17 protein-coding genes and 1 pseudogene are annotated in these 19,923 nt (G+C 68.6%); 7 read left to right on the forward strand and 11 right to left on the reverse strand.

The annotated features are described in order from the left end of the window. Nucleotides 1-48 precede the first annotated feature (48 nt). Nucleotides 49-486, reverse strand: a complete 438-nt coding sequence (aroQ, locus tag BVI061214_RS06395; RefSeq protein ID WP_003044442.1) for a type II 3-dehydroquinate dehydratase — start codon at nucleotides 484-486, stop codon at nucleotides 49-51. 18 nt (nucleotides 487-504) lie between these two features. On the opposite strand from aroQ, the gene BVI061214_RS06400 reads away from it, so the two are divergent. Continuing rightward, nucleotides 505-1,470: a LysM peptidoglycan-binding domain-containing M23 family metallopeptidase gene (locus BVI061214_RS06400; protein ID WP_053767708.1), complete on the forward strand. Its 966-nt coding sequence runs from the start codon at nucleotides 505-507 to the stop codon at nucleotides 1,468-1,470. Here BVI061214_RS06400 and BVI061214_RS06405 read toward each other — a convergent pair. Next, complete coding sequence (locus BVI061214_RS06405; protein WP_053767709.1) at nucleotides 1,462-2,682, reverse strand: class I SAM-dependent RNA methyltransferase; 1,221 nt, start codon at nucleotides 2,680-2,682, stop codon at nucleotides 1,462-1,464. The genes BVI061214_RS06400 and BVI061214_RS06405 overlap by 9 nt on opposite strands. 42 nt (nucleotides 2,683-2,724) lie before the next feature. Between BVI061214_RS06405 and BVI061214_RS06410 the strand changes: the two genes are divergently transcribed. The 6 genes and pseudogenes from BVI061214_RS06410 to BVI061214_RS06435 all read left to right on the forward strand — a co-directional run bounded on the left by BVI061214_RS06410 (nucleotide 2,725) and on the right by BVI061214_RS06435 (nucleotide 10,257). Then, nucleotides 2,725-3,378, forward strand: coding sequence for a response regulator transcription factor (locus BVI061214_RS06410; protein ID WP_053767710.1), 654 nt, complete (start codon nucleotides 2,725-2,727; stop codon nucleotides 3,376-3,378). Further along, nucleotides 3,378-4,367: a M20/M25/M40 family metallo-hydrolase gene (locus BVI061214_RS06415; protein WP_053767711.1), complete on the forward strand. Its 990-nt coding sequence runs from the start codon at nucleotides 3,378-3,380 to the stop codon at nucleotides 4,365-4,367. Before BVI061214_RS06410 ends, BVI061214_RS06415 begins: the two co-directional genes overlap by 1 nt. 5 nt (nucleotides 4,368-4,372) lie before the next feature. Beyond that, nucleotides 4,373-5,191, forward strand: coding sequence for an acyl-CoA dehydratase activase-related protein (locus BVI061214_RS06420; RefSeq protein ID WP_053767712.1), 819 nt, complete (start codon nucleotides 4,373-4,375; stop codon nucleotides 5,189-5,191). Nucleotides 5,192-5,525: 334 nt separating this feature from the next. Then, nucleotides 5,526-7,264, forward strand: a pseudogene (locus tag BVI061214_RS06425) (ABC transporter ATP-binding protein). Next, entirely contained in the window at nucleotides 7,261-9,060 is a 1,800-nt protein-coding gene (locus BVI061214_RS06430) for an ABC transporter ATP-binding protein (RefSeq protein WP_053767713.1), read from the forward strand. Before BVI061214_RS06425 ends, BVI061214_RS06430 begins: the two are co-directional and overlap by 4 nt. A 3-nt stretch (nucleotides 9,061-9,063) precedes the next feature. Further along, the gene (locus BVI061214_RS06435; RefSeq protein WP_053767714.1) at nucleotides 9,064-10,257 is read left to right on the forward strand and encodes a bifunctional folylpolyglutamate synthase/dihydrofolate synthase; all 1,194 of its coding nucleotides are present in this window, start codon (nucleotides 9,064-9,066) and stop codon (nucleotides 10,255-10,257) included. Here the strand turns inward: BVI061214_RS06435 and BVI061214_RS06440 are convergent. The 9 genes from BVI061214_RS06440 to BVI061214_RS06480 all read right to left on the reverse strand — a co-directional run bounded on the left by BVI061214_RS06440 (nucleotide 10,214) and on the right by BVI061214_RS06480 (nucleotide 19,875). Continuing rightward, complete coding sequence (locus BVI061214_RS06440) at nucleotides 10,214-11,257, reverse strand: protease complex subunit PrcB family protein (RefSeq protein ID WP_053767715.1); 1,044 nt, start codon at nucleotides 11,255-11,257, stop codon at nucleotides 10,214-10,216. The two genes, BVI061214_RS06435 and BVI061214_RS06440, sit on opposite strands and share 44 nt — an antisense overlap. A gap of 40 nt (nucleotides 11,258-11,297) precedes the next feature. Further along, nucleotides 11,298-12,317, reverse strand: a complete 1,020-nt coding sequence (locus BVI061214_RS06445) for an ABC transporter permease (protein ID WP_053767716.1) — start codon at nucleotides 12,315-12,317, stop codon at nucleotides 11,298-11,300. Next, a complete protein-coding gene (gene nikB, locus BVI061214_RS06450) occupies nucleotides 12,310-13,230 on the reverse strand; it encodes a nickel ABC transporter permease (RefSeq protein ID WP_003044474.1) in 921 nt (306 codons plus the stop codon). Before nikB ends, BVI061214_RS06445 begins: the two co-directional genes overlap by 8 nt. A 54-nt stretch (nucleotides 13,231-13,284) precedes the next feature. Further along, nucleotides 13,285-14,790 (reverse strand): glutathione ABC transporter substrate-binding protein, encoded by a 1,506-nt coding sequence (locus BVI061214_RS06455; RefSeq protein WP_053767717.1) that lies wholly within the window; start codon nucleotides 14,788-14,790, stop codon nucleotides 13,285-13,287. Nucleotides 14,791-14,852: 62 nt separating this feature from the next. Further along, on the reverse strand, nucleotides 14,853-15,566 hold the full coding sequence (locus BVI061214_RS06460) for an ABC transporter ATP-binding protein (protein WP_053767718.1): 714 nt from the start codon (nucleotides 15,564-15,566) through the stop codon (nucleotides 14,853-14,855). Next, nucleotides 15,563-16,342: an ABC transporter ATP-binding protein gene (locus BVI061214_RS06465; RefSeq protein ID WP_053767719.1), complete on the reverse strand. Its 780-nt coding sequence runs from the start codon at nucleotides 16,340-16,342 to the stop codon at nucleotides 15,563-15,565. The genes BVI061214_RS06460 and BVI061214_RS06465 overlap by 4 nt, the downstream gene beginning before the upstream one ends. After that, on the reverse strand, nucleotides 16,339-17,670 hold the full coding sequence (locus tag BVI061214_RS06470) for a branched-chain amino acid ABC transporter permease (protein ID WP_053767720.1): 1,332 nt from the start codon (nucleotides 17,668-17,670) through the stop codon (nucleotides 16,339-16,341). Before BVI061214_RS06470 ends, BVI061214_RS06465 begins: the two co-directional genes overlap by 4 nt. Then, complete coding sequence (locus tag BVI061214_RS06475; RefSeq protein WP_053767721.1) at nucleotides 17,667-18,635, reverse strand: branched-chain amino acid ABC transporter permease; 969 nt, start codon at nucleotides 18,633-18,635, stop codon at nucleotides 17,667-17,669. Before BVI061214_RS06475 ends, BVI061214_RS06470 begins: the two co-directional genes overlap by 4 nt. A gap of 67 nt (nucleotides 18,636-18,702) precedes the next feature. Further along, on the reverse strand, nucleotides 18,703-19,875 hold the full coding sequence (locus BVI061214_RS06480; protein ID WP_053767722.1) for a branched-chain amino acid ABC transporter substrate-binding protein: 1,173 nt from the start codon (nucleotides 19,873-19,875) through the stop codon (nucleotides 18,703-18,705). Nucleotides 19,876-19,923: the final 48 nt, after the last annotated feature.

Below are 19,923 nucleotides of genomic sequence, written 5' to 3' on the forward strand. Positions count from 1 at the left end.
GCTACCCCGGGATACGCCCGGAGGGGATGGCTTCCGGGGAAGACGTTTCTACCCCACCTCCAGGACCTCGGCCAGGTAGGCCAGGGCCAGCTTATAGGAGAGGGGGCCGAAGCCGGAGACGATGCCCCGGCAGGCGGCGGCGGTCACCGAGTGCTGGCGGAAGGGCTCCCGGGCGTGGAGGTTGGTGAGGTGGACCTCCACCACGGGAAGGGGCTGGGCCTTGATGGCGTCCAAGAGGGCGTAGGAGTAGTGGGTGAGGGCCCCGGGGTTCAGGACGATGGCCAAAAAGCCCTCCTCGTGGGCCTGCTGGACCCAGTCTATGAGCTGGCCCTCGTAGTTGCTCTGGCGGAAGACCACGCCCAGGCCCAGCTCCGCCCCCCAGGCCTCGCAGAGGGCCTCCAGCTCCTCCAGGGTGGTCCTTCCGTAAAGCTCGGGCTCCCGCCTTCCCAGGAGGTTCAGGTTGGGGCCGTTCAGGATCAGGACCATTGGCCTTAGCATAAACCCATGCGCCTTTTCGCCCTGGTCCTTCTCCTCTCCTTTGCCCTGGCCCAGACCCACGTGGTGGCCCCCGGAGAGACCCTCTTCGCCATCGCCAAGCGTTACGGCACCACGGTGGAGGAGCTGGCCCGCCTGAACGGCCTGAAGGACCCAAGCCGCATCCGGGCCGGGCAGGTCCTCCGGGTGCGCCCGGTGGCCGAGATGAGCCTGCCCAAGGGGCGGCTCTGGTACACCCACCCCGTCCAGGGGCGGGCCTTCGGCCTCAGGGTGGAGGGGTATGGCGGGGGCGAGGCCTTCTTCCTGGAGGGGCGCTACCCCCTCTTCCGCGAGGGGGAGAGGCTTTGGGGCCTGGTTCCGGTGGGGGCCCTGGTGGAGCCCGGGGCCTACCCCCTTAGGCTTCTTCTGGACGGGGCGGAGGTGAACCTCACCCTCCAGGTGGCCCCGGGCGGGTACGCCAAGGAGGTCCTTGCCCTCTCCCAGGACCTCGAGGCCCTCCTCAAGGACCCGGGCCTCAAGGCGGAGCGGGAGAAGGTGGTGGCCGCCTGCCCCAAGGAGGGCCCTTTACGCCTTCAGGGGCCTTTCGTGAAGCCCCTGGAGGGGCGCATCACCAGCGCCTTCGGCACCCGGAGGCAGTACGGCACCCTCTTCACCTCCTACCACGAGGGCCTGGACTTCGCCGCGCCCCTTAAGACCCCGGTGCGGGCCGTGGCCAAAGGCCGGGTGGTCCTCTCCGAGAGGCTTAGGGTGCGGGGGGAGGCGGTGATCCTGGCCCACGGGCCTGGGCTTTGCACCGGGTACTGGCACCTCGCCGAAAGAAGGGTGCGGGTGGGGGAGGAGGTCCAGGCGGGGAGGGGCATCGGCCTTCTGGGGAGCACGGGGCTTTCCACCGGGCCCCACCTGCACCTGGAGGTGCGCCTCTTTGGGGTGCCCGTGGACCCGGCCCCCTTCTTCGCCGGCCTGCCCCTACCCTAGGCGTAAGAGGGAGAGGACCTCCACGTGGTGGGTGAAGGGGAAGAAGTCGTAGGGCCGGGCGAAGGCGAGTTCATACCCTCCCCTCACCAGCTCCCCCACGTCCCGGGCCCAGGTGGCGGGGTCGCAGGCGATGTAGAGGACCTCCTTGGGGCGGCTTTGGAGGAGGTAGGCCCGCACCTCCTCCGAAAGCCCTGCCCGGGGCGGGTCCAGGACCACCAGGTCAAACCGGCCGAAGCGCCGGGCCTCCCGGGCGTCCTCCCGGTGGAAGCGGACGTTTTCCACCCCAAGCCGGGCCTTGTCCCGCTCCCCCCGCCGCACCGCCTCCTTGCTGATCTCCACCGCCACCACCTCCTGGAACCTGGGGGCCAGGAGGAGGGAGAGGAGGCCCGAGCCAGCGTAAAGCTCCAGCGCCCTCTCGCCCCCCTGGACCAGGTCCCGGGCCTCCTCCAGAAGGCGCCCCGCCGCCAGGGGGTTCACCTGGGCGAAGCTCTCCAGGCTCACCGTGGCCGTGATGGGGCCGAAGGCCTCGAGGAGCGTGGTCTCCCCCTGAAGGGGGCGGACCCGACCCCGGAAGCGCCCCTTGGGGGAAGGCTCGGCCCAGACCACCCCGGCGAAGCCCTCCTGGACCAGGGCCTTGGCGGGCCTCTTTAGGGCCTCGGGCGAGCCCCCGATGAGGCCCAGGAGGACCTTCCCCTCCAGGAGGCTTCCCCTCAGGGCGATCTCCTCCACCGGGAGGGGCCAGGCCTTGAGAAGGGCGAAAGCCCAGGCCAAGGGCTCGGCCAAGAGGGGGTCCTCCTCCACCCGGACGAGGGCCTGGCTTTCCGGCAGGCGGTAGGCGAGCCCCCCTAGGGGGTGGCGGGCGTACTGGGCGGCGGTGCGGTAGCCCAGGGCCCTGGGGGAAGGCCGGATGGGGCTTAGGGGGAAGGAGAGCTTGGCGATGCGCTCCAGGGCCTCCGCCACCAGGCCCTCCTTGAGGGGGAGCTGGGCCTCGTAGACCAGGGGGAGGTCGGCGGAGGGGGGGAGGGGGTGGGGGTAGCGGTCGGGGCGGGGCTTCAGGAGGCGCACCTCCTCCAGGAAGAGGGCCCCCTTGCGGCGCGCGGGCCTCCCCTCCACCTCCTCGCCGGGAAGCCCTCCTCGGACCAGGACCGCCCCTTCCGCCGTGCGGGCCAGGCCGTAGCCGCCCGGGACCAGCTTCTCCACAACCACCCTCACCCCTTCACCTTACCCGAAGGCCGAGGGCGCTAAGATGAAGGGGTGATCCGCATTCTGCTGGCAGACGACCACGCCCTCTTCCGCCAAGGGCTAAAGAGCCTCCTGGAGGCGGAGGGGGACTTCCGTGTGGTGGGGGAGGCCAAGGACGGCTGGGAGGCGTTGCGGCACGCCCTCGAGGCCAAGCCCGACGTGATCCTCATGGACATCCAGATGCCGGGCCTGGACGGGGTGCAGGCCACCAAGGCCATCCTCCAGGAGTGGCCCGGGGCCCGTGTCATCATCCTCACCATGTACCGCCAGGATGCCTACGTCTTTGAGGCGGTGAAGGCGGGGGCCAGGGGGTACCTCCTCAAGGACACCGACGCCAAGGAGCTCATTGAGGCCATCCGCCGGGTCCACGCCGGGGAGGTGCTTCTGGATGCCGAGCTGGCGGGGCGCATCATCCAGGACTTCCGCACCCGCAAGGAGCAGAGCCTTCCCCTCCACGCGGAGCTCTCCGAGCGGGAGATCCAGATCCTCAAGCTGGTGGCCCAGGGGTACACCAACCTGGAGATCGCCGCCGAGCTCCAGCTCTCGGAAAAGACGGTGCGGAACCGCCTCTCCGAGATCTTCCAGAAGCTCCACCTCAATAACCGCACCCAGGCCGCCCTCTACGCCATCCGGGAGGGGCTGGCCGAGCCCGGGCCGGAAGCGTAGTGGACCCGGTCGGCCTCCTCCTGGAGCTGGCGCCCCTTAAGGGGGAGGAGGCCCGGGGGGCCTTCGTGGCCGAGCGCCTCCCTGGGGCCAGGCGGGACGGGCTCGGCAACGTCTTCGCCGGGGAAGGGGAGGTCCTCCTTTTGGCCCACCTGGACACCGTCCTCCCCCCGCGCCCCCTAAGGGCCGTGGGGGAGAGGCTTTACGGCCCCGGGGTGGGGGACAACTCGGCCGGGGTGGCCGTCCTCCTCTCCCTGCCGGAGATCCCCGGGGTGGTGCGGGGCTTCACCGTGGGGGAGGAGGGCCTGGGGAACCTGAGGGGGGCGAGGGCCTTGGTGGCGGGCCTGGGGCCCAAGGTGGTGGTGGCCGTGGACGGCTATATCCCCGGGGTCGTGGACCGGGCCCTGGGCTCGGTGCGCTTCGCCGTCCGCTTCTTGGGCCGTGGGGGGCACGCCTGGGGGGACCGGGGGAGTCCCAACCCGGTCTTCGCCCTGGCGGAGGCCCTCACCGCCCTGCGGGCCCGCTTTGGGGAGGAGAAGGAGGTGAGCCTCAACGCCAGCGCCCTGAAGGGGGGCGAGGCGGTGAACGCCATCCCCAAGGAGGCCTCGGCCCTCCTGGAGATCCGGGCCCTGGAGGAGGAGAAGCTCTTGGCCCTGTTCCAGGAGGCCAGGGACCTCTTCCAGGAGGCGGCCAGGCGGAACCGGGTGGAGGTGGCCCTCGAGGTCCTGGGCCGCCGGCCCGCCGGCTCCACGGCCACCGAGGCCCTGAGGCGGGCGGCGGCGGAGGCCCTTAAGGCCATTGGGGAAAGGGCGGCCTTCCAGGCGGGCTCCACCGATGCCAGCGCGGCGGTGGAGCGGGGGATCCCCGCCTTGGCCCTTGGGGTCTACCGGGGAGGCGGGGCCCACACCGAGGAGGAGTGGGTCCTGCCCAGAAGCCTCCTGGAGGGGCGCAAGGCCCTCCTGGCCTTCCTCAAGGCCCTTGGCGTAGGATAGGGCGTATGCGCGTGGGGCTCATAGAGGGCTTTCTTTCCCGGCGGTACCTGGGCTTCTGGGAGGCCTACCTGAAGGCCCTGGGGGTGGAGGTGGTCCGGGCGGGCGCCCCTTCGGATCTCCATAAGCCCTACTGTCTCCCGGTCCAGGCCCTCTTGGCCCAGGTGGAGGCCCTGAAGGCCAAGGGGGTGGACTACCTCCTCCTCCCCGACCTCCAGGGCGGGGTGGAGTCCTCCAAGGGCGGGGGGCAGTGCCCCTGGCTTCTGGACCTGGAGGCCACCCTCCGCCGCTACTACCCGGGGCTTCCCCCCACCTTGAAGGTGCCGGCGGAGCTTTCCGAGAGGGTCCTGGGCCGGGCGGGGGAGGTGGGGCAGATCCTGACGCAAAACCCCATGCGGGTGGGCCGGGCCCTGGACCAGACCAAAAGCCTCCTCAAGCCCCCTCCTCCCCTAAAGACCCCTCCGGGGAGCGTGGGCGTGGCGGCCCAGCCCTACCTTCTGGAGGACGAAGGCTTCCGCAAGCGGGTGGAGGAGGCTTTAGCCCAGGTGGACCTCCTCCCCTACTTCCCCGACCTGCCCCCGGAGCGCCTCCGGGAGGAGGGGGACAGGCTCCTTCCCATGGACCTGCCCACGGACCGGGAGCTCCTCGGCATGGTCCACTACCTCCACCGCCTGGGGCGGGTGAAGGGCCTGATCCTGGTGGTCTCCTACGCCTGCCCGCCTATCCCCGGGCTCCTGAAGCGGGCCACCAGGAGGCTTTCCAAGCCCCACCGCCTCCTCACCCTGGGGGAGGAGTGGCGGTTAGGTCGCTGGGGTAACATCGTCTAAGAGGCACCCTTCAAGGATACCACCCTTTTACGACAGCCTCTAATACCACCCCATGCTGGCTTGCGCCAGCATGGGGGCCCCGGCAAAAGGTTCCTGGGGAAGTTACCAGGCATGGTAGGCCGAAGGAAACAGGAAACAAGGGCACCGCGGCGAAAGCCGCGGTGGGGGCCCCAAAAAGCCTTTAGCCCCGGCTTGGGCGCCCCATGGGGCGAAGCCAAAGCGCGGGCACGCAAGCACCGCCGTGGCAGGGGCCCCAAAGAGGCGTATCCCGTGGGGAAAAGGCTATGGGCGTTGGGCCACAGGGAAAGGGGCTTTCTGGGGTAGACTGGGGACCATGACCGGTCGGTCAGCCCTCCTGGCCCGCCTCCTCCCCTACCTGGCCCCCTACCGGGGCCGCTACCTCCTGGCGGTGGGGGCGGGCCTCCTCTCCATCGCCTTCTTTGTCTTGAGCCCCTACTTCTTAAGGCTCGCGGTGGACGCCGTGGGGGAAGGGAGGCCTTACGGGCAGTACGCCCTCTTTCTTCTGCTTTCCGGCGGGGCTTCGGCCCTCCTTTCCTACTTCATGCGGCGCCTGGCCGTGGTGGCGAGCCGCCGGGTGGAGTACGACCTCCGCAAGGACCTCTTCCACCACCTCCTCCGCCTGGACCGGGGCTTCTACGGGCGGGTTCGGGTGGGGGACCTGATGAACCGCCTCAACACCGACCTCTCCGCCGTGCGGGAGATGGTGGGCCCGGGGATCATGATGGGAAGCCGCCTCTCCTTTTTGGTGCTCCTGGCCTTCTTCTCCATGTACGCCGTCCATCCCCGCCTGGCCTTCTACCTCACCTTGATCCTGCCCGCCATCGGCCTCTTCATGGCCTACATCCTGAGGCTCATTGACCGCCGCTACCGGGAGGCCCAGGAGGCCTTTGACCGCATCAGCACCCTGGCCCAGGAGGCCTTCAGCGGCATCCGGGTGGTGAAGGGGTACGCCCTCGAGGGCCGGATGCTCACCCGCTTCCAGGAGCTGAACCGGGCCTACGTGGAGCGGAGCCTGGCCCTGGCCCGGGTAGAGGGGCCCATGCAGGCCCTCTTGGGCTTCCTCATGGGCTTCGCCTTCCTCACCGTGCTCTGGGCCGGGGGCGGGATGGTGGTGCGGGGGGAGCTCACCGTGGGCCAGCTGGTCCAGTTCAACGCCTACCTGGCCCAGCTCACCTGGCCCATCCTGGGCCTGGGCTGGGTGATGGCCATGTACCAGCGGGGCCTCACCAGCCTGAAGCGCCTTTTGGAGATCCTGGACGAGGAGCCCAGGATCAAGGACCAAGACCCCCTCCCCCTAGCCCTTAAGGACCTCTCCGGCGAGGTGCGCTTCCTTGGGGTGGGCCTGAGGCTTGGGGAGCGCTGGGTCCTCAAGGACATCACCCTCACCGTCCCCGAGGGGATGACCCTGGGGATCACCGGGCGCACCGGAGCGGGGAAGAGCCTCCTGGCCGCTTTGGTGCCCAGGCTCCTGGACCCCACGGAGGGCGAGGTCCACGTGGGGGGCTACCCCGTGAAGCGGATCCCCCTCGAGGTCCTGCGCCAGGCCGTGGGCATGGCCCCCCAGGAGCCCTTCCTCTTCAGCGAGACCATCCTGGAAAACATCGCCTTCGGCCTGGAGAAGCCGGATAGGGAGAAGGTGGAGTGGGCGGCCAGGCTTGCCGGCATCCACGAGGAGATCCTCTCCTTCCCCAAGGGCTACGAGACGGTCTTGGGCGAGAGGGGCATCACCCTCTCCGGCGGGCAGCGGCAGCGGGTGGCCCTGGCCCGGGCCCTGGCCAGGCGCCCAGGATCCTGATCCTGGACGACGCCCTAAGCGCCGTGGACACCGAGACCGAGGCCAGGATCCTCGAGGGCCTGAAGACGGTCCTCGGCCGCCAGACCACCTTCCTCATCTCCCACCGCACGGCCACCCTGCGCCACGCCGACTGGATTATCGTCCTGGACGGGGGCAGGATCGCCGAGGAAGGGACCCACGAGAGCCTCCTCGAGGCCGGGGGCCTCTACGCCGAGCTGGACCGCATCCAGCGCATGGAGAAGGAGGTGGAGGAGTGAACGAGGACGCCTACAGCAAGGCCTTTGACCGGGTCCTCTTCGCCCGCATCCTGGCCTACGTCAGGCCCTACCGCCTCCAGGTGGCCCTGGCCCTCCTTTTCCTCCTCCTGGTCACCCTGACCGCCGCCGCCACCCCCCTCTTCTTCAAGTGGGCCATTGACGGGGCCCTGGTGCCCAAGGAGGAGAAGCCCCTCGCCGAGCGCTTCGCCCTCCTTCTCTTGGTGAGCCTGGGGTTTCTTTTGGTGCGGGGGGTGAACTTCGCCGCCACCTACGGGGAGACCTACCTGATCCAGTGGGTGGGCCAGAGGGTCCTCTTTGACCTAAGAAGCGCCCTCTTCGCCAAGTTCATGCGCCTCCACCCCAGCTTCTACGACAAAAACCCCGTGGGCCGCCTCATGACCCGCATCACCTCCGACGTGGACGCCATCAACCAGTTCATCACCGGGGGGCTGGTGGGGGTCATCGCCGACCTCTTCACCATCCTGGGGCTTCTGGCCTTCATGCTGGTCTTAAGCCCCAAGCTGACCCTGGTGGTCCTCCTGGTGGTCCCCATCCTCCTCTGGGTCACCGCCTGGGTGCGAAAGGGCATGCGCACCGCCTACCGGGAGATGCGCCTGAGGCTCGCCCGGGTCAACGCCGCCTTGCAGGAGAACCTCTCCGGGGTGGAGACCATCCAGCTTTTCGTCAAGGAGAGGGAAAGGGAGGAGAAGTTTGACCGCCTGAGCCGGGACCTCCTGAAGGCCTGGGTGGAGATCGTGCGTTGGTTCGCCCTCTTCTTCCCCGTGGTGGGCTTTCTGGGGGACTTGGCGGTGGCGGGCCTCCTCTACTACGGCGGGGGGGGGGGGGGGCGGGGGGCGGTGACCCTGGGCCTTCTGGTGGCCTTCGTGGACTACACCCGCCAGCTCTTCCAGCCCCTGCAGGACCTCTCCGACAAGTTCAACCTCTTCCAGGGGGCCATGGCCAGCGCCGAGCGCATCTTCGGCATCCTGGACACCGAGGAAGAGCTGAAAGACCCCGAGAACCCCAAGCCCATCACCCGCTTCCGGGGCGAGGTGGCGTTCCGGGACGTGTGGCTGGCCTACACCCCCAAGGGGGTGGAGCCCAAGGAAGGGGACTGGGTGCTGAAGGGGGTCTCCTTCCACATCCGCCCGGGGGAGAAGGTGGCCCTGGTGGGGGCTACCGGGGCGGGGAAGACCAGCGTGGTGAGCCTCATCGCCCGCTTTTACGACCCCCAGAGGGGCCAGGTCCTCATAGACGGGGTGGACGTGCGGGACTACCGCCAGGAGGAGCTGAGGCGGCACGTGGGCATCGTCCTCCAGGACCCCTTCCTCTTCTCCGGCACGGTTCTGGACAACCTGCGCCTCTTTGACCCCTCCATCCCCGAGGAGAAGGTGGTGGAGGTGGCCCGGTTCCTGGGGGTCCACGAGGCCATCCTCCGCCTGCCCCAGGGCTACCACACCCTCCTGGGGGAAAGGGGGGCGGGGCTTTCCACCGGGGAGAAGCAGCTTTTGGCCCTGGTGCGGGCCCTCCTCATGAGCCCCGACATCCTCCTCATCCTGGACGAGGCCACGGCCAACGTGGACTCGGAGACGGAGAAGCGGCTCCAGGAGGCCCTCTACAGGGCCATGGAGGGGCGGACCTCCATCCTCATCGCCCACCGCCTTTCCACCATCCGCCGGGTGGACCGGATCCTGGTCTTCCGCAAGGGGAGGCTTTTGGAGGAGGGGACCCACGAGGCCCTGCTGGCCAAGGGGGGGTACTACGCCACCCTTTACCGCCTGCAGTACGCGGACTAGGCCATGACCTACAAAGAGGCTCTGGACTGGCTTTACGGGAGGAGGCGGCAAGGCCCGAGGGGCACGGAGCGGGCGCGGGCCCTTCTCGCCCGTTTGGGGAACCCCGAGGAGGCTTTCCCCGCCGTCCACGTCCTGGGCACCAACGGCAAGGGGAGCGTGGTGGCCTACCTGGAGGCCGCCTTCCGCGCCCGGGGCCTCCCCTACGGGGCCTACACCAGCCCCCACCTCCTGGACTTCCGGGAGAGGATCCGCACCCACCTGGGCCAGATCCCCGAGAGGGAGGTGGTGGCCTTCGTGGAGTGGGCCAAGGAGGAGGCCTGGGAGGAGCCTCCCGGCTTCTTTGACCTGGCCACCGCCTTGGCCTTCCAGCACTTTAAGGTGGCGGGGGTGGCCCTGGCGGCGGTGGAGGCCGGGGTAGGGGGGGAGAAGGACGCCACGGGCGCCCTTTCCCGGGTGGCCCTCACCGTGATCACCAACGTGGGGGAGGACCACCTGGAGGCCCTTGGGGGGACCCTCGAGGCCGTGGCCCGGGACAAGGCGGGGGCCATCCGCGAGGGGGTGCCCGTGGTCACCGGGGCGGAGGGGGTGGGCCTAAGGGTCATCCGGGAGGTGGCCCGGGCCCGGGGAGCCCCCCTCTACCTCCTGGACCCCCAGGACCCCCAGGACCCCCTCTTCGCCCTCCCCGCCGCCCCCGCCTTGAGGGGGCGCTTCCAGGAGGGGAACGCCAGGCTGGCGGCGGCCGCCCTCCGCCTTCTGGGCTTTGCCGAAGAGGTCATCGCTAAGGGGATCGCCACCGCCCAAAACCCGGGGCGGCTGGAGCGCTTCCTCCTTAAGGGGGTGGAGATCTACCTGGATGGGGCCCACAACCCCCCCGCCGCTTCCGCCCTCGCCTGGGAGTTTTCCGCCTACCACCTGGTCTTCGGGGCCTTCCCCCGCAAGGACGTGAAAGGGGTCCTGGCCCACCTCCTCCCTAAGGCCAGAAGCGTCCGCTATACCCTGGCGGGGGAGGGGGCCTTGGGGAGGGAGCTTGGGGAGCCCTTCTTCCCCGAGCCCTGGGAGGCCCTCCTCCACGCCGTGGAAAGGGCCAAGGAGGACGGGCTTCCCGTGCTGGCCACGGGTTCCCTCTACCTGGTGGGGGCCCTTCTTAAGGGGCTCACTCCCGGGCCTCGGCCAGGGTCCTCCCCGCCGGATCCGTGAAGACCACCCGCTTCACCCGATTCAGCTCCAGGAGGACGTAGGGGCTGGTGAGGGCCTGGGTGACGATGGCCCCGGGCCTGGGGGAGATGAGGTTCAGGACCACCCGGGCGGTGTCCCCCAGGTAGGTGACCCCCAGCACCTCAATCCCGTACCCCCCTGTGGGCTTTAGGCCCCAGAAGAAGGCGGCCACGCTCCGGGTGCGGAAGTCCACGCTGGGAGCGGGGGGGCGGGGGAGGCGGTTTGCCACCACCAGGTTCCAGACCTCGGCCAGGCGGGTGGGGGTGTTGGCCAGGAAGGCCCGGGGCTCGCTCTCCTGGTAGGCGGCGTTGGCCCCTCGGTCCAGGATGCGGTAGGGCGGGGTGGGCGGGGTCACCAGCTCCACGTTAAGCCCATACTGGACCAGAAGGGCCCCTGACCGGTAGGCGTCCGGGGAAGGGTCCAGGGAGAGGGGCTTCAGGACGGGCTCGGAAAGCTCAAAGACCACCACCTGCCGCCCGCCCCTCCGGGCCAGGACCTCCCGCAGGAGGACCTGGGTCTCGGCGCCCGTGAAGGCGTAGAGGTCCGGGGTGGTGTAGTCCATGGGCTGGACCAGGGTGCGCTTCTCTCCCTCCTTGAGGCTTCCCGTGAGGCGGACCCAGCCCGCCCCGTCGTAGAGCCAGCTGGAGCGCAAGGGGACCTGGGTCCGGACCTCGAGGAGGCTCCCGGAGACCCCCCGCACGGCCTCCGCCTGGGGCCTAAGGGCGGGGCCCACCTCCCTTAGGAGGGGGTTCCCGTCCACCCAAAGGGCCCCGGGGACGGCCCAGAGGCTCTGGCCCGAGGCCTTTTCCAGCTTCAGGACCCGGCCTCCCAGGCGCACCTCCCGGGGCTCCCCGTAGAAATAGGTCCAGCGCTCGGTGGCCTCGGGGAAGAGGAGCTGGGCCTCGGCCACCCGGTAGCCCGTGCCCTCCAGGACCTCGCAGGCGGCGAGGAGGGGGAGAAGGAGAAGGAAGGCTTTCCTCATGGTTCCATGATACCCCCTGCCCCGGGACCCGCCCTTTAGCCTATCTTGAGCGGGGGTCTAGGGCGTCCCTTAGGGCATCGCCCAGGAGGTTGAAGGCCAGGACCAGGCCCACGATGGCCAGGCCGGGGAAGGTGGCCACGTGGGGGGCCACCGCCAGGTACTCCCGTCCCCGGGCCAGCATGAGCCCCCACTCCGGCTCCGGGGGCCTGGCCCCTAGGCCGAGAAAGCCCAGCCCCGCGGCGAAGAGGATGGCGATGGCCATCTGCAGGCTGGTCTGGATGAGGAGGGGGGTGAGGGCGTTGGGGAGGATGTGTCTGAGGAGGATGCGGGCGTGAGAGGCCCCCAGGGCCCGGGCCGCCTCCACGTAGTCCAGGCTCTTGAGGCTCAGGACCACCCCCCGCACCAGGCGGGCGTAGATGGGGACGGCGGCGATGCCCACGGCGATCATCCCGTTCAAAAGCCCCGGGCCCAGGATGGCCACCAGGACGATGGCCAGGAGGATGCCCGGGAAGGCCAGGAGGATGTCCACCAGCCTCTGAGCCAGGAGGTCCCACCTCCCCCCCAGGTAGGCGGGGAGGGCCCCCAGGGGGGTGCCCAGGAGGAGGCCGATGCCCACGGCCACCAGGCCGATGCTGAGGGAGATGGGAATCCCGTAAAGGATGCGGGAGAAGAGGTCCCGCCCCTGCTCGTCCGTGCCCAGGAGGTAGAGGCGCACGGGGCCTTCTACCCCGAAGAGGTGGAGATCCCCCTTCACCCCGAGCCAGGACCAGGCCTCCCCCCGGACGAAAAACCGCACGGGGTACTTCTCCTCCCAGCGCACCTGGACCCCCTCGAGGGGGTGGCGGAAGGCGGGGCTCACCCAAAGCCCCCACTCCCCTTCTGGTCCCCTCAGGGAGAGGCCCGCCAAGGGGGGGATGTAGGTGGAGCGCAGGTCCTGGCTGTAGGGGCTGTAGGGGGCCAGGAAGGGGGCAAAGAGGGCCCCGAGGAGATAGAGGAAAAGGAGGAGAAGGCCCGCTTGGGCCAGGCGGTTGCGGAGGAAGCGGCGCCAGGGTCTAGTCATAGCGCACCCGCGGATCGATGGCGGCGTAAAGGAGGTCCACCAGGAGGTTGATGAGGACAAAAGAGATGGCCACCAGCAGGACGGCTCCCTGGACCACCGGGTAGTCTCGGGCCAGGATGGAGCCCACGAGGAGCTGCCCCAGCCCCGGCCAGGCGAAGATGGTCTCGGTGATCACTGCTCCCGAGAGGAGGGTGCCGAACTCCAGGCCCACCACGGTGACCACGGGGATCAGGGCGTTTCTTAGGGCGTGCTTGAAGATGACCACCCGCTCGGCGAGCCCCTTGGCCCGGGCGGTGCGGATATAGTCCTGGGAGAGGACTTCCAGGAGGGTGCCCCGGGTCATGCGGGCGAGAAGGGCGGTGGCGTTGATCCCCAGGGTGATGGCGGGGAGGACCAGGTGGGCCAGGGTCCCTTTGCCCGCCACGGGAAACCAGCCCAGCCCCACGGAGAAGATGAGGATGGCGAGAAGGCCAAACCAGAAGACGGGCATGGAGACCCCGAGGAGGGCGAGCACCATCACCGAAAGGTCCAGGCCGCTCCCCGGGCGCAGGGCGGCCAGGACGCCCAGGGGAATCCCGGTGAGCACGGCCACCAAAATGGCGGCCGAGGCCAGCTCCAGGGTGTTGGGGAAGTAGGTCTTGAGCTCCTCCAGGACGGGCCTTCGGCTTCGGGCCGACTCCCCCAGGTCGCCCCGGAGGAGGGCTTCCAGGTAGATGAGGAACTGCTCGGGCAGGCTCCGGTCCAGGCCGTAGCGGGCCCGGATGGCCTCGAGGGTCTCCGGGGTGGCGAACTCCCCGGCCAGGAGGACGGCGGGGTCCCCCGGGGCCAGGCGCACCATGAGGAAGACCAGGACCACCACGCCGAGGAGGGTGGGCAGGGCGATGAGGATTCGCCGGAGGAGGTAGGCGGTCATGGGCAGGAAAGGGCCCCGCGGGGCGGTTTCCCGCTGCCCGCGGGGGGAAGGGCCTTAGCGGAAGCTGGCCCGATAGGCCAGGTAGCGCTCCGTGGGGTGGACGAGGAAGCCCTGGACCTCCTGCCTGATGGCCGTGACCTGCACCTCGGAGTGGAGGAAGATCCAAGGGGCATCCTGCCAGATGCGGGTCATGGCCTCCTTGTAGAGGCTTAGGCGGCCCTGGGGCAGGGTGGAGATGCGGGCCTGGGCCAGGAGCTTGTCCACCTCCGGGTTCTTGTAGAAGGCCCGGTTGAAGCCCGGGGCCCACTGGCTAGAGTGGAAGAGGGGGTAGAGGCCGTAGTCCGCATCCCCGGTCACCGTGCCCCAGCCCAGCATGGCCATCTGGATGCGGTTTTCCTTGAGGGGGCGCTGGGTTTCCTGGAGGTAGGCCCCCCACTCCATGGTCTGGATGCTGGCCTCCACGCCAACGCGGCGGAGCTGGCCTTGGATGGCCTCGCACACCTGGATGTCCTGGAAGTACCGGCCTGTGGGGCAGTGGAGCGTAACCCGCAAGGGGGTGCTCACCCCCGCCTGGCGCAGGAGTTCCTGGGCCCTTTGCGGGTTGTACTCGTACCGGCCCACGGGGGTGTAGCCGAAGATGCCGGGGGCGATGGGGGCGTCGGAGATCCGGCCGATGCCGCCCAGGATGAACTGGAGGATCTCCTCCCGGTTCACCGCGTAGTTCAGGGCCTGCCGCACCCGCACGTCGTTGAAGGGGGGGCGCTGGGTGTTGAAGTAGATGTAGATGGTCCTGAGGCTCGGGGTGCGCACCACCTGAACCGCCCGGTTGGCCTGGAGGCGGGCGATATCCTGGGGCGGGATGCGCACGGCCACGTGGGCCTGCCCCGTCTCTACCAGGGCCACCCGGGTGGTGCCCTCGGGCACGGGGATGAAGCGCACCTGGGGGATGGCGGGTTTGGGACCCCAGTAGTTCTCGTTGCGCACCAGGTCCACGAACTGCCCCTTCTGCCACGCCTGGAACCGGTAGGGCCCGGTGCCCACGGGGTTGTCCCGGTACTGGGCTCCGAGGCGCGCTATGGCCGTGGGGCTTTGCATGGCGGTGGAGCTGTGGGTCAGGTGGGCCAGAAGGGGGGCGAAGGGGTTCTTGAGGCGCAGGCGCACGGTGTGGCTGTCCACCACCTCCACCCGCTCCAGCTCGGAGAGGAGGAAGGCGAAGGGGCTCGCCAGCTCCCGGCTGACCAGGCGCTCCAGGTTGAACTTGACCGCCTCGGCATTGAAGGGGGTGCCGTCGTGGAAGGTGATGCCTCGGCGGAGCCTTATGGTGAGGGTCCGGCCCCCATCGGCGAAGCTGTACCCCTCGGCCAGATGGGGGACGATCTTGCCCTCCGGGGTCAGCTCAAAGAGGGTCTCGCTGATGTGGGTGACCACGGTGGCCGAGGGGGAGTCCGTGGCCAGGGGGGCATCCAGGGTGGTGGGGTCGGTACCCTGGGCCACCACCAGCCGTTGGGCCAGGGCCCAGGGCAGGATCAGAAGGCCTAAGATCGCCAAAAGCCTCAGCATGTTTTCCTCCTCCTTTCTTTTCGCCTGCCACTATACCGGGCTTCCCCCGATTGGGCAAGACCCTAGTCCTCCCCCAGATAGGCCTTCTGCACCTCGGGGTTTTCCAAAAGCTCCCGGGCGGGGCCCGTTAGGGTGATCTCCCCGGTGGCCAGCACGTAACCCCGATGGGCGATCTGCAGGGCCAGGCGGGCGTTCTGCTCCACCAGGAGGATGGTCTTCCCCTCCCGGTTGAGCTTCTTTATGGTCTCAAAGATGAAGTCCACCAGGACCGGGGCCAGGCCCATGGAGGGCTCGTCCATGAGGAGGATGCGGGGGTTTTGCATCAGGGCCCGGCCGATGGCCAGCATTTGCTGCTCGCCTCCGGAAAGCGTGCCCCCCTTCTGGTTCCGCCGCTCGTAGAGGCGGGGGAAGAGGGAGAAGACCTGCTCCTTCCTTTCCTGAACCACCCTGCGGTCCTTTTCCAGATAGGCCCCGATCTCTAGGTTCTCCTCCACGGTGAGGCGGGGGAAGATCTTCCGCCCCTCGGGCACGTGCCCCACCCCCAGGGCCACGATCTGGTGGGCGGGGAGGCGGTGGATGGGCTTGCCCTGGTAGAGGACCTCTCCCCGTTTTGGCTTTACCAGGCCGGATATGGTCCTTAGGGTGGTGCTCTTGCCGGCCCCGTTGGAGCCGATCAGGGTCACGATCTCCCCCTCCTCCACCCGGAGGGAGATGCCCTTTAGGGCGTGGATGTGGCCGTAGTAGGTGTGGACCTCCTTGAGCTCCAGGAGGCTCATGCGGCACCTCCTGCGGCCCCCTTGCCCAGGTAGGCCTCAATGACCCGGGGGTTTTTGCGCACCTCCTCCGGGGTCCCCTCGGCGATCTTGGCCCCATAGTCCAAGACGGCGATGCGGTCGGAGATGCGCATCACGAGGCGCATGTCGTGCTCAATGAGGACGATGGTGATGCCGAGCTCCTCCCTTAGCCGCCCGATGAAGGCCTGGAGCTCCTCGGTCTCCCTGGGGTTCATGCCCGCCGCCGGCTCGTCCAGGAGGAGGAGCCTGGGCTTTAGGGCCAGGGCCCGGGCGATCTCCAGCCTCCTTTGCTCCCCGTAGGGGAGGTTTCTGGCCAGCTCGTCCTTCCGGTGGAGGAGGCCCACGTAGTCCAAAAGCCTTTCCGCCTCCTCCTTGGCCCGCCTCTCCTCCCGCCGGGCCAGGGGCGTGCGGAGGAGGGCGTGGAAGTAGGGCACGCGGATGTGGATGTGCATGCCCACCAGGATGTTCTCCAGGACGGTCATGGCCCCGAAGAGGCGGATGTTCTGGAAGGTGCGCCCCACCCCCTCCTTGGCGATGCGGTCGGGGGAGAAGCCGGTCACGTCCTTGCCGAAGAGGCGGATGCGGCCCCCGTCGGGGGCGTAGATGCCGGTGAGGAGGTTGAAGAAGGTGGTCTTGCCGGCGCCGTTGGGCCCGATGACGGAGAAGATCTCCCCCTGGTTCACCTCGAGGCTCACCTCGTTCACCGCCACCAGGCCGCCGAATCGCTTGGTGACCTGCTGGACCTCGAGGGCCTTCATGCTTCCTCCTCCATCTCCGCCCGGTGGCGCCTTTCCGGGATGAGGCCCGTGGGCCGGTAGATCATCATGAGCACCAGGATAATCCCCAGGACCAGCCTCTCGTACTTGGCGGGGTCCACCTGGCTCGGGATCTGGGGCAGGCTGGTGCGCACGAACTCGCTGAAGGTCTTGAGGACGTCCAGGTTAAGGATGGAGAGGGCCGCCGCCCCCAGGATGGCCCCGGGGATGGAGCCCATCCCTCCCAGGATCACCATGGCCAGGATGGTGATGGAGGCGAGGAGGGTGAAGGACTCGGGGGAGACAAAGGTGCGCTGGGCGGCGTAGATGACCCCCATGGCCCCGGAGAAGGCGGCCCCGGTCATGAAGGCGATGAGCTTGGTGGGCAGGAGGGGGATGCCCATGGAGCGGGCGGCCACCTCGTCCTCCCGAATGGCCGTCCAGGCCCGGCCGAAGCGGGAGTTGGCCAGGTTGAGGTTGACGAGGACCACGAGCCCGATCATGAGAAGGACCAGAAGGTAGAAGAAGAGTTGGTAGTCCGTGGTCCGGTCCAGGGGGATGCCCAGGGCGCTGGTGAGGTCGCGGAACCAGTCTATGGGAGGGCGCCCTACCGGGGTGATCCCCTGGGGGCCGTTGGTGATGTTGATGGGGTGGTCCAGGTTGTTGGCCAGGATCCGCACCACCTCCCCCAGGCCCAGGGTGACGATGGCCAGGTAGTCCCCCCGAAGGCGCACGGCGGGCAGGCCGATGAGGAGGCCGGTGATGGCGGTGGTGACGATGGCGATCCCCATAAAAAGGTACATGTACTCCCCGGGGAGGGGGAAGTTCCCCTGCATAAAGTTCTGGGCCTGGGGGCTACCGAAGATGGCCCAGGTGTAGGCGCCCACGGCGAAGAAGGCGGCGTAGCCCAGGTCCAGAAGCCCCGCCATGCCCACCACCACGTTGAGGCCCAGGGCCATGGCGGCGTAGATGCCGATCTGGATCCCCAGTTCAAAGATGAACGTGTTGGCGAAGCCCGCCAGGGGCACGGAGACCAGGAGGATGGCGAGGCCCAGAAGCGCCCGGATCCAGTTGGGGATGCGGGGCAGGGTGGTGAGGGCCACCAGGATGCCCACCAGGCCGATGAGGCCCAGGGTGTTGCCGGAGCGCCAAAGCCCCAGGGTGAAGGCCAGGGTGAGGAGGGCGAGGCTCAGGGTGCGCGCCTGGGGGGAGAGGCGCAGGAAGGCGGCCGCTCCCAAGGCCACGAGGCCGAAGAGGTTGCTGAGGGCCCCTGGGGCCCAGAAGGCCAGCCCCAGGTAGGCCAGGCTGAGGAGGAGGGCAAGGCCGGTCATACTTTCTCCCTCACCACCTGCCCCAGGAGGCCCTGGGGCCGCACCAGCAGAATGAAGACGAGGAGGAGGAAAGCCACCACGTCCTTGTACTCGGTGCCGAAGTTGCCGTTGGTCAGGATGGGCAGGTAGGTGCCGAAGAAGTTCTCCAGCTGCCCCAGGACCAGGCCGCCCAGCATGGCCCCGGGGATGTTGCCGATGCCCCCAAGGACGGCGGCGGTGAAGGCTTTGACTCCGGGTAGGAAGCCTACGTAGGGGGTGATGACGGTGTACTGCAAAGCGAAGAGGACCCCGGCCACCCCGCCCAGGGAGCCCCCGATGAGGAAGGTGCGGGAGATGATCCGGTCGGGGTCAATGCCCATGAGGCTGGCGGTGTGGAGGTCCTGGGCCACGGCCCGGATGGCCACCCCCAGCTTGGTGCGGTTCACCAGGTAGGTGAGGCCCAGGAGCATGAGGATGGACACCCCGATGAGGATGAGGGACTTGGCCTGGACGAAAATCGCCCCGCCGAAGAGGTCAAAGAAGCCCTCCAGGTCCTCCATCGTGCGCATGCGCAGGAAGAACTCGTTGTGCCAGAGGCCCTCTATGAGGCGCACCAGGTCCTGGAGGATGAAGGAGACCCCAATGGCGGTGACCAGGGGGACGAGGCGGTTGGTGGTGCCCCGCTTCCTCAAGGGGCGGTAGGCGAAGCGCTCCACAAGGATGGCGGTCATCCCCGAGATGGCTCCTGCCAGGAGCAGGGCCACCAGGAGGAGGAGGAAGCCGTTTCCAATATGGGGACCCAGGTAGCGGAAGACCTCCACCCCCACCACCGCCCCGATCATGAAGACCTCGGCGTGGGCGAAGTTGATGAGCTCCAAAACCCCGTAGACCATGGTGTACCCCAGGGCCACCATGGCGTAAACGAAGCCCAGGACGAAGCCGTCAAAGATCACCTGGGGCAAGAGAACCAGGATTTGCTCTAGCAAGGTCCCTCCTTTCTCCGGGCCAAGGGGGTGGCCCTAAGGCCACCCCCTAAAGTTTAGCCCTTGGGGTTTACTGGGAGCCGGGGGGCGCCAACTCAATGATGCGGATCAGCTTGTTGTCGGCCCAGTTGCCGGTGGCGGCCACCTGCATGACGAAGTAGCGGGCCCTCTTGTTGTCGCCCTTGTCGTCAAACTCAATGGTGCCGGTGAGCCCCTCCATCTTGACCTTGCGAACCTCCTGGCTCACCTGCTCCCGGGTGGGCTTCCTGCCGCCAGAGGCCTTGATGGCGTTCTCCAGGGCCATGAGGATGACGTTGGCGGCGTCGTAGGCGTAGATGCCGAAGCCCTCAATCTCCTTGCCGTACTTCTGCTTGAACTTCTGGGCCACGGCCTTGGCCTTGGGGAAGGCGGAGACGGGGCCGGCCACCGTGGTGTAGAAGGTGCCGGCGGCATTCTCCTTGCCCGCCAGGCGCACGAACTCGCTGGCGTCCAGGCCGTCGCCGCCCATGAGGCGGGTCTTGACGCCCCGCTCCCTAAGCTGCTTCACGAAGGGACCGATCTGGCTGTAAATCCCGCCGAAGTAGATGAGCTCGGGGACGGGCCGGGCCCCGCGGATCTGGTTGATGATGGGCACGAAGTTGGCCTGCTCCTCGGTGCCCACGAAGGCCACCGTCCTTCCGCCCAGGGCCTCGAGGCGCTTCCTGAACTCCTCCGCCAGGCCCTGGCCGTAGGTGGTCTTGTCGTGGATGATGAAGACGTTCCTCACCTTCAGGTTGTTGACGGCGTACTCGGCGCCCACGGGCCCCTGCACGTCGTCGCGGCCGCAGATGCGGTTCACGTTGGGAAGCCTGCGGTCCGTGACCCGGGGAGCGGTGTTGGCGGGGGAGACCATGACCAGGCCCACCCGGGCGTAGACCTCGCTGGCGGGGATGGCCACGCCGGAGTTCAGGTGGCCCACCACGCCCAGGATGTCGGGGTCGTTGATGATGCGGTTGGCGTTGGCCACGCCCACGTCGGGGTTGGCCTGGTCGTCGTAGGGGACCAGCTGGAGGTCAAAGCCCAACGCCCGGAAGCGGGCCTTGGCGTCTTCTATGGCCAGCTCCGCCCCCAGCTTGATCTGCTCCCCCAGGGCCGCCTGGGGGCCCGACAGAGGAGACTGGCTAGCGATCTTGATGACGTTGGCCTGGCCCAGGGCCATGCCCAGGGCGGCTACACCTGCTACCAGAAACCCGACTTTCCTCATAGGCACCTCCTCGGCACGCGTTCGCGTTGCGGTCCCATTCTATAGGGG

Source organism: Thermus aquaticus (assembly GCF_001280255.1).
GTDB lineage: Bacteria > Deinococcota > Deinococci > Deinococcales > Thermaceae > Thermus > Thermus aquaticus.

What these genes read in the sequence shown, in the direction of transcription:
- aroQ (WP_003044442.1), bottom strand. Translation starts at nt 486, where the DNA reads ATGGTCCTGATCCTGAACGGCCCCAACCTGAACCTCCTGGGAAGGCGG.
- BVI061214_RS06445 (WP_053767716.1), bottom strand. Translation starts at nt 12,317, where the DNA reads ATGACTAGACCCTGGCGCCGCTTCCTCCGCAACCGCCTGGCCCAAGCG.
- BVI061214_RS06435 (WP_053767714.1), top strand. Translation starts at nt 9,064, where the DNA reads ATGACCTACAAAGAGGCTCTGGACTGGCTTTACGGGAGGAGGCGGCAA.
- BVI061214_RS06470 (WP_053767720.1), bottom strand. Translation starts at nt 17,670, where the DNA reads ATGACCGGCCTTGCCCTCCTCCTCAGCCTGGCCTACCTGGGGCTGGCC.
- BVI061214_RS06465 (WP_053767719.1), bottom strand. Translation starts at nt 16,342, where the DNA reads ATGAAGGCCCTCGAGGTCCAGCAGGTCACCAAGCGATTCGGCGGCCTG.
- BVI061214_RS06400 (WP_053767708.1), top strand. Translation starts at nt 505, where the DNA reads ATGCGCCTTTTCGCCCTGGTCCTTCTCCTCTCCTTTGCCCTGGCCCAG.
- BVI061214_RS06440 (WP_053767715.1), bottom strand. Translation starts at nt 11,257, where the DNA reads ATGAGGAAAGCCTTCCTTCTCCTTCTCCCCCTCCTCGCCGCCTGCGAG.
- nikB (WP_003044474.1), bottom strand. Translation starts at nt 13,230, where the DNA reads ATGACCGCCTACCTCCTCCGGCGAATCCTCATCGCCCTGCCCACCCTC.
- BVI061214_RS06480 (WP_053767722.1), bottom strand. Translation starts at nt 19,875, where the DNA reads ATGAGGAAAGTCGGGTTTCTGGTAGCAGGTGTAGCCGCCCTGGGCATG.
- BVI061214_RS06455 (WP_053767717.1), bottom strand. Translation starts at nt 14,790, where the DNA reads ATGCTGAGGCTTTTGGCGATCTTAGGCCTTCTGATCCTGCCCTGGGCC.
- BVI061214_RS06460 (WP_053767718.1), bottom strand. Translation starts at nt 15,566, where the DNA reads ATGAGCCTCCTGGAGCTCAAGGAGGTCCACACCTACTACGGCCACATC.
- BVI061214_RS06420 (WP_053767712.1), top strand. Translation starts at nt 4,373, where the DNA reads ATGCGCGTGGGGCTCATAGAGGGCTTTCTTTCCCGGCGGTACCTGGGC.